The organism is Azospirillum oleiclasticum (assembly GCF_013423485.1).
GTDB lineage: Bacteria > Pseudomonadota > Alphaproteobacteria > Azospirillales > Azospirillaceae > Azospirillum > Azospirillum oleiclasticum.
Genome location: NZ_JABFFR010000035.1, coordinates 77,692 through 91,576 on the forward strand (window position 1 = coordinate 77,692; position 13,885 = coordinate 91,576).

The following is a 13,885-nucleotide window of genomic DNA, read 5'->3' on the forward strand; positions in this document are numbered from 1 at the left end:
ATGGAGATCGACCGCTCCCTGATCGGCTCCGTCAGCGATCCCTATGTGGTCGAGGTGGAGAAGGGCGCCATCCGCCGCTTCGCGGAGGCCATCGGCGATCCCAACCCGGTGTATGTCGACGCCGATGCGGCACGCGCCGCCGGTTTCCCCGGCATCATCGCCCCGCCCACCTTCCCGGCCAGCTTCCGCGCGCCGGAGGAGCCGGTGTGGACGCGTCACCTGGACCGCCGCCGCATCCTGGCCGGCGAGCAGGCCTTCCACTACGAGCGTCCCATCCTGGCCGGCGACCGCTTCGATTGCCGCGTGCATTTCGTGGAGGTGGTCGACAAGGACTGGCGCAGCGGCCCGGTCGAGCTGCTGGTGCAGGAGGTGCGCGGCAGCGATCCGGAGGGGCGGCCGGTCTTCGTTCACCGCCGCACCACCATCTATCGCGCGGCACGCGGGGGCGGCGCGTGACCGCGCTGTCGGTCCAGGCGTTGGCCGGGCGGCTGGTGGATGGCTGGCCACGGCGCGACTGGGCGCTGCTCGACGTGCGGGAGGCTGGGGAGGCCGACGCCGGGCACATCCCCGGCGCCACCGCCCTGCCGCGGCGCCAGATCGAGGCGCGCGCCGCCGACCTGCTCCCCACCCGTTCCGTCGGGATCGTGCTCTACGACGGCGATGACGGGCGGGCGGATCTGGCGGCGGAAACGCTGCGTGCGCTGGGCTATGCCGATGTCCGTCGGCTGGCGGGCGGAATCACCGCGTGGCGCGCAGCCGGCCACCCGGTCGCGACCGGCTCCAACGTGCCGAGCAAGGCCTTCGGCGAGCGGGTCCTGGCCGAGGAGGGCATTCCCTACACCACCGCCGACCGACTGCGCGCGCGCATGGCGGCCGGCGAGCGCATCGTGATCTGCGACGTGCGCACGCCGGAGGAGCACCGGCAGGGCTGCATCCCCGGCGGCCACAGTGCCCCCAGCTTCGACATCGCGCTGCACGCGGAGGAGCTGGCCCGGCGCTACGACGCCGTGGTGGTCAACTGCGCCGGACGCACGCGCAGCATCATCGGCACGGCCACGCTGCGCCGCCTTGGCTTCGGCCCGGTGGAAGCGCTGGAGAACGGCACCATGGGCTGGCGCCTCGCCGGCCACGCGCTGGAGACGGGGGCCGACCGGGTGCTGCCGCCGGCCGGCGCGGATTCCGTCACGCAGGTCGTCGCCGTTGCCCGCCGTCTGGCGGAGGAGGCCGGCGTGCGCGCCGTCGATCCGGCCGACCTGCGCGCGCTGCTCGCCGACCGCGACCGCGCGTTCATGTACGCGTTCGACGTGCGCCCGCTGGACGCGTACAGGCGGGGGCACATCACCGGCAGCGTGGCGCTGCCGGGCGGCCAGGCGGTGCAGCGCACCGACGTTTTCGTCGCCGTGCCTGGCGCCCCGGTCGTCTTCATCGACGAGGGCGACGCGCGGGCGTGGCTGACCGCCTGGTGGTTTGTCCGGATGGGCTTCGCGCGGGTGTCGGTGCTGGCCGGCGGGCTGCCGGCCTGGACGGCGGCGGGCTTGCCGCTGGAGACCGGGCGCGGGCGCACACCGTCGCCGCTGCTGTGCGAGGCGCGCATCGCCGTGCCGCAGATCGGCGCCGACGCGCTGGCCGTCCTGTTGCGGGACCGGCTGGCGCCCGTCCTGTTGGATGTGGGCACCAGCCGGCACTACGCCGAGGCGCATCTGCCGGGCGCGCGCTGGATACCGCGCGGCTGGCTGGAAGCGCGCGCGAGCGGAATCGGGCCGGACGATACGCCGCTGGTGGTGACCGCGCGCGACCCCGATCAGGCGCTGCTGGCCGCCGCCACGCTGCGGCAGCGGGGCTTCCGCAACGCGACCGCGCTGCGCGAGGGGACCGCCGCCTGGGCCGATGGCGGCCACCCGGTGGAGCATGGCCTTCCCGCCGGCATGGACGACGCCGGCGATGTGGTGGACCCGCCCTATCACAAGGGCGTCGAGGGCATGCGGGCCTATCTGGCCTGGGAGGTGGAGCTCGCCGCCGCCCACCGCGCCCCCGATCCAAGCGCCGGCGGAACGGCAACAGAGCAGGGCACGTGACATGATCGGCATCACCGCATATGGCGGGTACATACCGCGTCTCCGCCTCAGCCGCCGCGCCGTGGTGGAGACGAACGGCTGGGCCGCCCCCGGACTGCGCAGCCAGGGCAAGGGCGAGCGCTCCATGTGCAACTGGGACGAGGACAGCGTGACCATGGCGGTGGAGGCCGCGCGCGACGCGCTGGGCGGGTCGCGGGGCCGCATCGGGGCGCTGCACCTCGCCTCCACCTCCTTGCCCTTCGCCGACCGGCAGAACGCCGGCATCGTGGTGGAGGCGCTGGATCTCGGACCGGAGATCGAGACGCTGGACGTCACCTCCTCCCAGCGCGCCGGCACCTCCGGGCTGGTCGCAGCGCTGAAGGCGCTGCCGGCCGGCGGCGGAAGCACCCTGTTCGTCGCGTCGGAGAACCGGCGCAGCAAGGCCGCCGGCGGCCAGGAGCTGGCCTTCGGCGACGGCGCCGCCGCCCTGCTGCTGGGCACGGAGGGCGTGGTCGCGGAACTGCGGGCCAGCCATTCCACCGCCGTGGACTTCGTCGACCATTACCGCGGCCAGACCCGCGAGTTCGACTATGTGTGGGAGGAGCGCTGGATCCGGGACGAGGGCTACATGAAGCTGGTCCCATCAGCCGTCCGCCCGGCGCTGGAGGCGGCCGGCCTCGCCCCCGCGGACATCGATCACTTCATCCTGCCCAACCCCGGCGGCCGGGTCGGCCGTTCGATGGCGAAGGCGCTGGGCATTCCGGAACCCGCGGTGCGCGACACGCTGCACGCCACCTGCGGCGACACCGGAGCGGCCCACGCGCTGGTCATGCTGGTGGACGCGCTCGAGCGGGCGACGCCCGGCCAATGGATCCTGGTGGCCGGCTTCGGCCAGGGCTGCGACGCGCTGGTCTTCCGCACCACCGAAGCGCTGGCCGCGGCGCTGGCCGACGCGCCGCGCCCGCTCGGCATCCGCGGCCATCTGGCGCGCGGCAGGACCGAGACGAACTACGCCAAGTTCCTGGCCTTCAACGGCCTCGTCGAGCGCGACAAGGGCATGCGGGCGGAGCTGGACAACCAGACCGCCCTGACCCAGCTCTACCGCCGCCGCCGCATGCTGACCGGGCTGGTGGGCGGGCGCTGCACGGCCTGCGGCACCTGCCAGTTCCCGAAGACCAACGTCTGCGTGAACCCGGACTGCGGCGCCTTCCACACGCAGGAGGACCACCGCTTCGCCGACAGCGCCGCGCGCATCCTCACCTGGTCGGCCGACCACCTGACCTACTCCCCCGATCCGCCGGCCCATTACGGGATGGTGGAGTTCGCGGAGGGCGGCCGGTTCCTGGCGAACTTCACCGATGTGGAGCCCGGCAGCGTCGCCGTGGGCATGCCCATGCGCATGATGTTCCGGGTGAAGGACTACGACGACAACCGCGGATTCAGGCGCTACTTCTGGAAAGCGACCCCCGCACCCACTGGGGAGGCATGAGCATGGCCAGCGGAATCAGGGATCGCGTCGCCATCGTCGGCATGGGCTGCTCCAAGTTCGGGGAACGGTGGGACGCCGACGCCGACGACCTGATGGTCGAGGCGTACACCGAATGCCTGCGTGATTCGGGTCTGGAAACCAAGGACATCGAGGCGGCGTGGCTCGCCACCGCCATCGAGGAGATCCACGTGGGCAAGGGCGGCATCCCGCTCGCCTTCGGCCTGCGGCTCCCCTACATCCCGGTGACGCGGGTTGAGAATTTCTGCGCCAGCGGGTCGGAAGCGCTGCGCGGGGCGGTGTACGCGGTCGCCGCCGGGGCCTGCGACATCGCGCTGGCGCTGGGGGTGGAGAAGCTGAAGGACACCGGCTACGGCGGGCTTCCGCAGCGCAGCCGCGGTGCGCTGAACTCCATGTGGTGGGCCAACTACTCGGCCCCGGGATCCTTCGCCCAGCTCGCCGCCGCTTACCGCGCCAAGCACGGCATCGCGCCGGAGGATCTGAAGCGCGCCATGGCGCACGTGTCGATCAAGAGCCACGACAACGGTGCCAAGAACCCCAAGGCCCATCTGCGCAAGCCGATCACGCTCGACACCGTGCTCCAGGCCCCGATGGTGGCCGAGCCGCTGGGGCTGTTCGACTGCTGCGGGGTCAGCGACGGGGCGGCCTGCGCCATCGTCACCACGCCGGAGATCGCCCGCGGCATGGGCCGCAAGGACTTCATCACCGTGAAGGCGATGCAGCTCTCCGTCTCCAACGGGGTGGAGGCCGGTCACAACTCCTGGGACGGCAGCTATTTCAAGACCGCCCGGATCGCCAGCAGCCGCGCCTACAAGGAGGCGGGCATCACCGACCCGCGGTCGCAGATCAGCCTGGCGGAGGTGCACGACTGCTTCTCCATCACCGAGCTGGTGACCATGGAGGACCTGCACCTCTCGCCCGAAGGCGGGGCGGTGACCGACGTGCTGGACGGCTTCTTCGATTCCACCGGCGGGCTGCCCTGCCAGATCGATGGCGGGCTGAAATGCTTCGGGCACCCGATCGGCGCGTCGGGCCTGCGCATGCTGTACGAGCTGTACCTCCAGCTCCAAGGCCGCGCCGGTCCCCGGCAGGTGGCCGACCCCGTCTTCGGCCTGACCCACAATCTGGGCGGCGCGCCGCACCAGAACGTGTGCAGCGTGGTCGTGGTCGGCCGGCACGACGCGTGACCGCCGCCCGGCCCGTACGTTCCCGGCGACGGGGGCGTACGGGTGGCGGGCGTCAGATCACCGGCGTCTTCGGGTAGGGCCGGGCGGCCAGCAGGCCGGCCAGGGTGGTCAGGCCCCGGCGCAGCACCTCCTGGCTGGTGCTGGGGTTGAGGGAGACGCGCACGGCGTGCACCGGCCGGTCGCGGTCCACCGTGAAGTTCACCGCGGAGGCCAGCACCAGCCCCTCCCGCTCCGCCGCCGGCACGAACTCGTCCACCGACCAGTGCGCGGGCAGGGTCAGCCACAGGAAGAAGGCCGCCGGGTTGGACCGCATCGGCACACCGGGCAGCAGGGAGCGGGCCAGCGCATGGCGCTGCTCCATCTCCTCCAGATAGCGCCGGGCGATGTCGTCGGCCCAGCCGTTGCTCATCATCAGCGCCATCACCTCCGCCACCACCGGTGATTCCGACAGCGCCATGGTGTGGTAGGTGGCGGCCAGCCGCTCGAACAGATGCGGCGGCACCGCGATGTAGCCCAGCCGCAGCAGCGGGCTGATGCTCTTCGACACGCTGGTGATGTAGCAGGTTCGCTCCGGCGCCAGGGCCGCCAGCGGCTCCGGCAGGGCGGTGGAGGCGCTGGCCACCGCGTCGTCCTCGACCAGGATGAGGTCGAGACGGCGGGCGACCGCCACGATCTGCCGCTGCCGCTCCGCCGGCATGGTGATGCCGGTGGGGTTGTGCAGCCGGCTCTGGAGATAGACCACCCGCGCGCCGGTGGCGCGGCACGCCTCCTCCAGCGCGTCGGGCAGCATCCCGTCGTCGTCCATCGCCACGCCCTGGAGCCTGATCCCGTGCAGCGTCGCCAGCGACCGCGTTCCGGAATAGGTCACCCGCTCCGTCAGCAGGATGTCGCCGGGCCCGACGAAGGTCAGCATCGCCACGGCGATGGCCTGCTGCGCCCCGCCGCACACCAGCACGTTCTCCGGCCCGACGTTCAGGCCCGAGCGGCGGATCCAGGCGGCGCCCGCGGTGCGGTGGCTCATGAAGCCGGCACCCGGCGGGTATTTGTGGAGCGGCAGCAGCGCCGACCGCTCGCCGACCTGCATTAAGGCCTTCGCCAGCAGGTCGGACAGCCCCTCCACCGGCGACCGGAAGCAGGCGAAATCGACCGCCCGCGGCGTCTTGTCGGCGTTGGCGGCTTCCGCCGCGGCAGGCCGGCGCACGCCCTCCACGAAGGTGCCGCGCCCCACCTCGCCGCTGACCAGCCGGCGCTTCTTGACCAGCGCGTAGGCGCGGCTGACCGTGCCGACGGTGACGCCCAGCCGGTCGGCCAGATCGCGCTGCGGCGGAAGCTGCGCGCCCGGCGCCAGCTCGCCGCTGTCGATGGCCTTGGCGATGGCGGCGGCCACCGCGAGGTAGCGGGGGCCGTCGATCCGGGTGATGTCGGGGACCCACATCGTCTCAGTGGTCATGGTCACCTTCTGCGGGATTGCACCGATGCGATTGCGGACATTGACAGGTAGATTGTATCGGAAAATAATAGCACAAGATCGGCTGTCCGTTGAAGCACCAAGCCGGATTAGGTGACCGCCCCGATCAGCCCGGCGGCAGCTTCCCCGCCGCCGGCCCGGACCAATCGCCGGTTTCCCGGCAGGAAACCCGCGGTGACCGGCGAAAGACAATACAGCACAACATCCTAGGGAGGTCCAGGCGGTGAACGAGTTTGTCGGGAAGACCTACGCGCAGAGCCTGGAGTTGCTGGCGGAGCGCTACGGCCCCCGCGAGGCGCTGGTGTTCCGCGACCGGCGATTCACCTTCCGCGACCTGAAGGAATTGGCCGACCGTGCGTCGGTGCGCTTCGCGGCCCTCGGCCTGCGGCCCGGCGACAAGATCGCGCTGTGGCTGCCCAACCGGCCGGAACACATCGTCTATTGGCTGGGCGCCTCGCAGATGGGGCTGGTCACGGTGATGCTGAACACGCGGCTGAAGCAGCCGGAGATGGCCTACCAGCTCGCCCAGTCCGACAGCCGCGCCGTGCTGGTGCCGGGCCCCGACGGGCACCGCGACTTCCTGGCCGATCTCGGCGCCCTCTGTCCCTGGCTGTCCGATCGGACGGCGGGAACGAGCGAGTCGCTTCCGGAATTGCGCCATGTCCTCTGCTGCGACCCGCCGGGCGACGGCTATCCCGGCGCCACCGACTGGTCGGCACCGCTGCCGGAGGGCCTGCTGGTGCCGCCGATGGAGACGGACCCCGACCGGCCGGCCCTGATCGCCTACAGCTCCGGCACCACGGCGCTGCCGAAGGGGGCGATGATCACCCATTGCCTGTGGCGCAAGGGGTGGGACATCGGCATTCCCATCGACCTCGGCCCGGACGACTGCCTCTACATGTCGATCCCGCTCTTCGGGTCGATGGCGACGATGAACGGCGTCAACCAGTTCTGGGTCCGCGGCGGCCGTGTGGTGCTGGGCGAGCAGTTCGAGCCGCGCGACTTCCTGGACACCGTGCAGCGGGAGCGCTGCACCGCGGCGCATCTGCTGCCGCCGATGATCCACCAGATCTGCGCGTTGCCGGACCTCGACCGCTACGACCTCTCCTCCCTGCGCATCGCCTTCGTGCTGAGCGCCGACCGCGGCGTGCTCGACCTCGTGGCGACGCGGATGGGGGTGCCGGGGGTGATGACCGGCTACGGGATGACCGAGACGACCACTGTCGTCTCCCGCAACCGCTGGGACGATCCGCAGGAGGCGCGCTTCACCACCCAGGGCCGTCCCATGCCGGGGGTGGAACTGCGCGTGGTCGATCCCGTCAGCTACGAGACGCTGCCGGCCGGCCAGTCCGGTGAAATCTGGGTGCGAGGCTATTGCGTCATGGCCGGCTATTACAAGAAGCCGGAGGAGACGGCGCGCGTGATGCACGGCGACGGCTGGTTCCGCACCGGCGATCTCGGCGCCTTCACCGAGGACGGGCGGCTGGTCTTCAAGGGGCGACTGGGCGACGGCTACAAGACCCGCGGCTTCAACGTGTCGCCGTCGGAGATCGAAATGGCGCTCGCCCGCCACCCGGCAGTGGCGGAGACGGCTGTCGTCGGCATTCCCGACAGCGACCAGGGCGACATCGGCATCGCCTATGTGATCCGCAGCGAGGGCGCAGACGCCGACGAGGCGGAGCTGGTCGCCTTCCTGCGCACGCAGCTCGCCTCCTACAAGATCCCCCGCCACGTCTTCTTCGTGGACGAGCTTCCCCTCACCGCCGGCACCGGCAAGGTGCAGAAGTTCCGCCTGCGCGAGGACGCCCGGCGGCGCCTCGGCCGCGACCCGGCGGGGCCGGATGTCGGCTCGTCGCTGTAGCAGGAGGTGTTTCCCCGTGTCCGACACGCTCGCTCCCGCCCGCCCGGCCCCGCAGCCGCCCCTGTCCCCCATCGCCGACGTGCTCTGCGACCTTGCCGCGGGACGCATGGCGATCCTCGTCAACGAAGGGGGAGGCGCCTTCGACGGGGCGCTCGTGGCCGCCGCGGCGCGGGCGACGCCGGAGGTCGTCAACCTGATGGCCCGGCACGGGCGTGGCCTCGTCTGCCTTGCCCTGACCGCCGAGCGGGTGGCCCGGCTCGGCCTGCCGCTGATGCCGCGGCGGAACGCATCCCGGCAGGACACGGTGTTCGCCGTGTCCATCGAGGCGCGGCACGGCGTGTCGACCGGCATTTCGGCGGAGGACCGCGCCCGCACCATCGCCGTCGCCATCGACCCCGCTGCCGACCCGGCCGACATCGTCACGCCGGGCCATGTCTTCCCGCTGGTGGCGCGCGACGGCGGGGTGCTCGCCCATCCCGGCCAAGCCGAGGCCGCGGTGGATCTGGCGGCCCTCGCCGGTCTCGGTCCCTGCGGCGTCGTCTGCACGGTGATGGGGGACGGCGGGGCGGTCGCGGAGCCGGAGGAGCTGGCGGCGCTGGCGCGCCGGCTGGGGCTGCGGATGGCCGGCGTCGCCGATCTCGTCACCCACCGCCGCCGGACGGAAACGCTGGTGCGCCGGGTGGTCGAACGCGATCTGGACAGCCGCCACGGCGGCCGTTTCCACCTGATCGTCTACCGGAACATCGTCGACGGCGTGGAGCATGTGGCGCTGGTGAAGGGTGCTCCGGGTGGAGCGGACGCGGTGCCGGTGCGCGTGCATTCGGTCAACCTGCTCGACGACATCCTGGGCGACCGCGACTACGCCCGCGGCGGCCAGCTCCACGCCGCCATGACGCGCATGGAGCGGGAGGGTCGGGGCGTCGTCGTCCTGATCCGCGAGGCGCACAACTCCAGCCCGTCCGAACATCTGCGCGAGCGCGAGCTCCGCCGCCACGACAGCGGCAGCAACCCGCGCGACCTGGGCATCGCCGCGCAGATCCTGACGGAACTGGGCATCGGCCGGGCAACGCTGCTGACCAGCCACGGTCAGGACGCCGCCGCGCTGGAGCGCTACGGCGTGACGGTGGCGGCGTGCGAGTCGGTTTGAACCCGCTTCGCACGGACCGCATCGGCGCAATTGCTCAAACATGATGATGACATTGTGCGCTGATTGTGCTGGTATCTGATTATCGGATTGCCCCGCGGCGGCCAGGACCCTGCGGCGGAGGGGAGGAGGAAAGAGTGACCAAGCCATTCGAAGGCCGCGTCGCGCTCGTGACCGGGTCGGTGCGCGGGATCGGTGCCGCCACGCTGGACCACATGGCGGAAGGCGGTGCCGACGTGGTCGTCTGCGACCTCGACGGCGACGCGGCGCGCGCCACCGCCGCCACGATCGCGGAGCGCCACGGGCGCCGCGCCCTGGGCGTCGCCTGCGACGTCAGCCGCACCGAGGATGTCGACGGGATGGTCGACACCGTGGTGCGCGAGTTGGGGCGCCTCGACATCCTCGTCAACAACGCCGGCCTGACCCGCGACAACCTCATCCACAAGATGAGCGACGACGACTGGGACCGGGTGATCTCCGTCCATCTGCGCGGCGCCTTCCTGTGCGCCCGCGCCGCCCAGCGGGTGATGGTGCCGCAGAAGTACGGCCGCATCGTCAACGTCTCCTCCACCTCCGCTCTCGGCAACCGCGGGCAGCTCAACTACTCCACGGCGAAGGCGGGGCTCCAGGGCTTCACCCGCACGCTGGCGCTGGAGCTGGGCCGTTTCGGCATCACCGTCAACGCCGTCGCGCCCGGTTTCATCGACACGGAGATGACGCAGCAGACCGCCCGCCGGCTGGGCTTCGAGCCGGACGACTACAAGGCCCAGCGCGCCAAGAACATCGCGGTCGGCCGGGTCGGCGTGCCGCAGGACGTGGCGGCCACCATCGCCTTCCTCGCCAGCGAGGCGGCGTCCTTCGTGAACGGACAGATCATCTATGTGAGCGGCGGCCCGGAAACGCGCCGGTAACGACAAAATTCCTGGGAGGATACCCTATGATCGACCCGGTTACGGCTCTCGAAGCCGACGACATGCAGGAACTCGCCCGCCTCGCGGTCGAGGAGTTCCGGCCGCGCGGCCCCGAGTACGACCGAGACTGCTCCATGCCGGTGGAGAACATCGACGCGCTGTTCCGGCGCGGCTGGCTCACCACCACCCTGCCCAAGAGCATGGGCGGCAAGGGCAGCAACCTGGAGACCGACGACCCCGCGACCTACCTGCAGGCGCTGCGCGTCATCGCCCGCGGGTGCAGCGGCACCGCCCATTGCTATCAGGTGCACAACCACACCGCCTGGGCCATCCACAGCCTCGGTACGCCGCGCCAGCACGAGAAGTTCCTGAGGCCGATGTTCGAGCGGCCCTTTCTCGGCAGCTTCGTCGGCAGCGAAGCCAAACGCAAGCACATGTACATGCTGAACACCACGGCGCGGCGCGTGGAGGGCGGCTGGATCCTGCGCGGCGAGAAGAACTACGCCACCAACGGCCCGGCGATCGGCTTCGCCATCATCTTCGCGGCGGTGGAAGGGGTGGAGAACTACCTCGACAACCACCTGATGCTGATCGTCGAGCCCGACATGAAGGGCGTGACCATCGACAACGACTGGTACCGCCCGAACGGCATGCGCGCCGCCCCCAGCCCCGTCATCACACTGGACGACGTGTTCATTCCCGACGAGAATGTGCTGGGCGAACCCGGCTCCTACCCCAGGGGCCGCTGGCAGGGTCGCTTCCATCTGGGCTTCGCGGCCAATTATCTCGGCACCACCGAGGGCATGTACGCGTGGTATCTCGACTACATCGTGAAGAAGGGGCGCGGCAAGGATCCGCTGATCCAGCTCCGCACCGGCGAGATGAAGATCGCGCTCGCCGCCGCCCAGTCGCTGTTCCACGAGGCCATCGCCTCCTGGAAGACCAAGGGCGTGGTGGAGGCGGAGCTGCTGTCGATGGCCGCAAAGTCCACGGCGGCCCATGTGGCGTTCGAGCTGTCGCACAAGATCATCCACGCGGCCGGCTCCACCGCGCTGTTCGACGAGTTCCCGCTCAGCCGCTACCTGCGCGATCTGGAAACCCACGTGCTGCACGCCGGCCACGACCGCACGGCGCAGATCGTGGGGCAGGCGGAGCTGTCGGAATCCTTCGACAGCACGCTTCAGCGATGAGCGCGGGGCCAGCCATGAACGCGCGCCCCGCGGTCGGGGACCGCTTCACGCTGGTGAAGGACCCCGTGACCACGGTGCAGCTCGTCATGTACGCCGGCGCCTCGGGCGACTTCAACCGCATCCACTACGATCTGCCCTACGCGCAGGAGGCGGGGCTGGGCGGGGTGATCGCGCACGGCATGCTGACCATGGGCTTCGCGGCCCAGGCGGTGACGGACTGGGCGGGTCCCGGCGCCGTCGTCCGCGACCTGTCCGCGCGCTTCCTGATCCCCGTCCGTCCGGGCGACCGGGTCACCGTGGAGGGCCGTGTGGACGAGGTGCGGGAGGAGGAGGGGCGCCTCGTCGTCGCGGTCGGTTTCGAAGCGGCGACGGCGGCCGGCCGCGTCGCCGCGGGTTCCGGAATCGTGGTGCGACCGACCCGGTGACGATGCCGCTCCCCGCGTCCGGCCCGCGGACCGGACTTCTGATCGCGGTCACCGTGCTCGGCACGCTGTCGCTGCATGTCTTCGTTCCCGCCCTGCCCGCGGCGGCGACGGAGCTTGCGGCGACGCCGGCGGTCATCCAGCTCACCATCACCATGTACCTCGTGGGGCTGGGATTCGGGCAGCTCTTCTACGGTCCGTTGTCCGACCGTTTCGGGCGGCGGCCGATGATCCTGGCGGCGCTCGTCCTGTTCGTGGCCGGGGCGGCCGGCGCGGCGCTGGCGCCCCGCGTCGATGGGCTGATCGCGGCGCGGGTGGTGCAGGCGCTGGGCGCCTGCGGCGGGCTGGTGATCGGCCGCGCCATGGTGCGCGACCGCTCCGACGGCGCCGACGCCACGCAGAGCCTCGCCCGCCTTACCCTGGCGATGTCGCTGGCCCCGGCGCTGGCCCCCGCGGTCGGTGCCGCCGTCAGCGTCTGGCTGGGCTGGCGCGCGATCTTCTTCCTGACCGCCGGGGCGGGGGCGGTGCTCCTGGTCGTGGTTCTCGCCCTCCTGCCGGAAACCAACACCGCGCGCGGGGTGGGGCAGGGGGTGCGGTCGATGTTCGCCGGCTATGGGCGGCTTTTGCGCCGGCGGACCTTCATCGCCTACACCATCGGCGGGGCGAGCTGCACGGTCAGCAGCTACGCCTTCTTCACGGCCTCGCCGTTCCTGATCGTGGATGTGCTGCACCGGCCGGCGGTCGAGATCGGATTCTATTACCTGCTCGTGGCGCTGGGCTTCTCGATCGGCTCCATCCTCGCCCACCGCGTGGCGCAGCGGATGGACACGCGCGCGGCGGCGCTGGCCGGCTGCGGGATTTCCCTGGCGGCGTCGCTGACGTTGCTGCTGGTGGACGTGACGGGACATCTCAACCCGGCGTCCCTGGTGGCGCCGGTGGTGGTCTTCGCCATCGGCGGCGGGCTGGCGGCTCCGAACGCGGTGCTCGGCGTCATGAGCGCCGACACCCGCGCCGTCGGCAGCGCCTCCAGCCTCTACGGCTGCCTCCAGATGAGCTTCGGCGCGCTGTGCACGCTGGTGGTCGGGCTCTGGCACACGGCCACGGCCCTGCCGACGGCGGTCGTTCTGTGCGTCTCCACGGCACTCGGGCTGCTGGCCCTGCTGCTTCTGCTGCCGCGGTCGCCGGCCGCCACCTGACGGCCGGCCCCCCGGTCAGATCGGATCCCAGGAGAAGACGCTGGTCGACCGCTCCAGCGGCGCGAAGGACGGCGCCATGGCGCCGGGCAGCAGGTCGGCGATGGTCTCCGCGGTCCAGCCGTCGCTCCGGTGGATGGAACGGATGGGGCGCGGCTGACTCATCAGGAAGATCTCGTTGTTGCGCACCGTGAAGATCTGGCCCGACACGTCCTTCGCCCGGTCGGACCCCAGGAAGCCCACCAGCGGTGCGATCTTGTCGGGCGTCATGCGCTGGAGCTTGGCGACGCGGGCCTTGTCCGCCTCCGTCTCCACGGGGATGGAGCTGATCATGCGGCTCCAGGCGAAGGGCGCGATGCAGTTGGCCCGCACGTTGAAGCGCTGCATGTCCATGGCGATGGCGCGCATCAGCCCGACCATCCCCATCTTTGCGGCCATGTAGTTGGCCTGCCCGAAATTGCCGATCAGCCCGGCGGTGGAGGTCATGAAGACGAAGGAGCCCGTCCCCTGCTGGCGCATCACCGGTGCCGCGGCACGGGACACGTGGTAGCTGCCGTCGAGATGGACGGCCAGCACGGCGCGCCACTGCTCCGGCTCCAGCTTGTGGAAGATGGCGTCGCGCAGGATGCCGGCGTTGTTGACCACCAGATCGACGCGGCCGAAGCGGTCCATCGCCGTTTCCACCAGCCGGGTCGCACCCTCCCAGCTCGCGATGGAGTCCATGTTGGCCGCCGCCTCGCCGCCCCGGTCGGCGATGGCCAGCACCACCTCCTCGGCGATCGCCGCGTTCTCGCGCTCGCCGGTCAGCGACACGCCGATGTCGTTGACGACGACGCGCGCACCGTCCGCCGCCAGCCCCTCCGCGATGGCGCGGCCGATCCCCTGGCCGGCCCCGGTGACGATGGCGACCTTACCGTCCAACAATCCCATGATTCTCGTCCCTGTCCG

Annotated in this window: 12 protein-coding genes; 10 read left to right on the forward strand and 2 right to left on the reverse strand. The window is 71.3% G+C overall.

The genetic code is table 11. From position 1 onward, the window contains the following. Genes HL658_RS28645 through HL658_RS28660 form a run of 4 tightly spaced genes read left to right on the forward strand, consistent with a single transcriptional unit; the run spans nucleotide 1 to nucleotide 4,748 of the window. Nucleotides 1–456: a MaoC family dehydratase N-terminal domain-containing protein gene (locus HL658_RS28645; protein WP_180285791.1), complete on the forward strand. Its 456-nt coding sequence runs from the start codon at nucleotides 1–3 to the stop codon at nucleotides 454–456. Next, entirely contained in the window at nucleotides 453–2,075 is a 1,623-nt protein-coding gene (locus tag HL658_RS28650; RefSeq protein ID WP_180285771.1) for a rhodanese-like domain-containing protein, read from the forward strand. Before HL658_RS28645 ends, HL658_RS28650 begins: the two co-directional genes overlap by 4 nt. A 1-nt stretch (nucleotide 2,076) precedes the next feature. Continuing rightward, a complete protein-coding gene (locus HL658_RS28655) occupies nucleotides 2,077–3,543 on the forward strand; it encodes a hydroxymethylglutaryl-CoA synthase family protein (protein WP_180285770.1) in 1,467 nt (488 codons plus the stop codon). A gap of 2 nt (nucleotides 3,544–3,545) precedes the next feature. Further along, complete coding sequence (locus tag HL658_RS28660; protein WP_180285769.1) at nucleotides 3,546–4,748, forward strand: acetyl-CoA acetyltransferase; 1,203 nt, start codon at nucleotides 3,546–3,548, stop codon at nucleotides 4,746–4,748. Nucleotides 4,749–4,800: 52 nt separating this feature from the next. Here HL658_RS28660 and HL658_RS28665 read toward each other — a convergent pair whose 3' ends face one another. Then, complete coding sequence (locus tag HL658_RS28665; protein WP_180285768.1) at nucleotides 4,801–6,198, reverse strand: aminotransferase-like domain-containing protein; 1,398 nt, start codon at nucleotides 6,196–6,198, stop codon at nucleotides 4,801–4,803. Between the two features lie 241 nt (nucleotides 6,199–6,439). Between HL658_RS28665 and HL658_RS28670 the strand changes: the two genes are divergently transcribed. From HL658_RS28670 to HL658_RS28695, 6 genes are all read left to right on the forward strand, one after another. Continuing rightward, nucleotides 6,440–8,077: an AMP-binding protein gene (locus tag HL658_RS28670; protein WP_180285767.1), complete on the forward strand. Its 1,638-nt coding sequence runs from the start codon at nucleotides 6,440–6,442 to the stop codon at nucleotides 8,075–8,077. Between the two features lie 16 nt (nucleotides 8,078–8,093). Further along, nucleotides 8,094–9,224 carry a 3,4-dihydroxy-2-butanone-4-phosphate synthase gene (locus HL658_RS28675; RefSeq protein ID WP_343055378.1) on the forward strand — a complete coding sequence of 377 codons (1,131 nt, stop codon included), beginning with the start codon at nucleotides 8,094–8,096 and terminating at the stop codon, nucleotides 9,222–9,224. A gap of 134 nt (nucleotides 9,225–9,358) precedes the next feature. Next, a complete protein-coding gene (gene fabG, locus HL658_RS28680) occupies nucleotides 9,359–10,132 on the forward strand; it encodes a 3-oxoacyl-ACP reductase FabG (protein WP_180285765.1) in 774 nt (257 codons plus the stop codon). 26 nt (nucleotides 10,133–10,158) lie between these two features. Next, nucleotides 10,159–11,322, forward strand: a complete 1,164-nt coding sequence (locus HL658_RS28685) for an acyl-CoA dehydrogenase family protein (RefSeq protein ID WP_180285764.1) — start codon at nucleotides 10,159–10,161, stop codon at nucleotides 11,320–11,322. A gap of 14 nt (nucleotides 11,323–11,336) precedes the next feature. Next, a complete protein-coding gene (locus HL658_RS28690; protein ID WP_211109879.1) occupies nucleotides 11,337–11,747 on the forward strand; it encodes a MaoC/PaaZ C-terminal domain-containing protein in 411 nt (136 codons plus the stop codon). A gap of 2 nt (nucleotides 11,748–11,749) precedes the next feature. Continuing rightward, complete coding sequence (locus HL658_RS28695; protein ID WP_180285790.1) at nucleotides 11,750–12,940, forward strand: multidrug effflux MFS transporter; 1,191 nt, start codon at nucleotides 11,750–11,752, stop codon at nucleotides 12,938–12,940. 15 nt (nucleotides 12,941–12,955) lie between these two features. Here HL658_RS28695 and HL658_RS28700 read toward each other — a convergent pair whose 3' ends face one another. Continuing rightward, nucleotides 12,956–13,867, reverse strand: a complete 912-nt coding sequence (locus tag HL658_RS28700) for an SDR family NAD(P)-dependent oxidoreductase (protein WP_180285762.1) — start codon at nucleotides 13,865–13,867, stop codon at nucleotides 12,956–12,958. Nucleotides 13,868–13,885 lie beyond the last annotated feature (18 nt).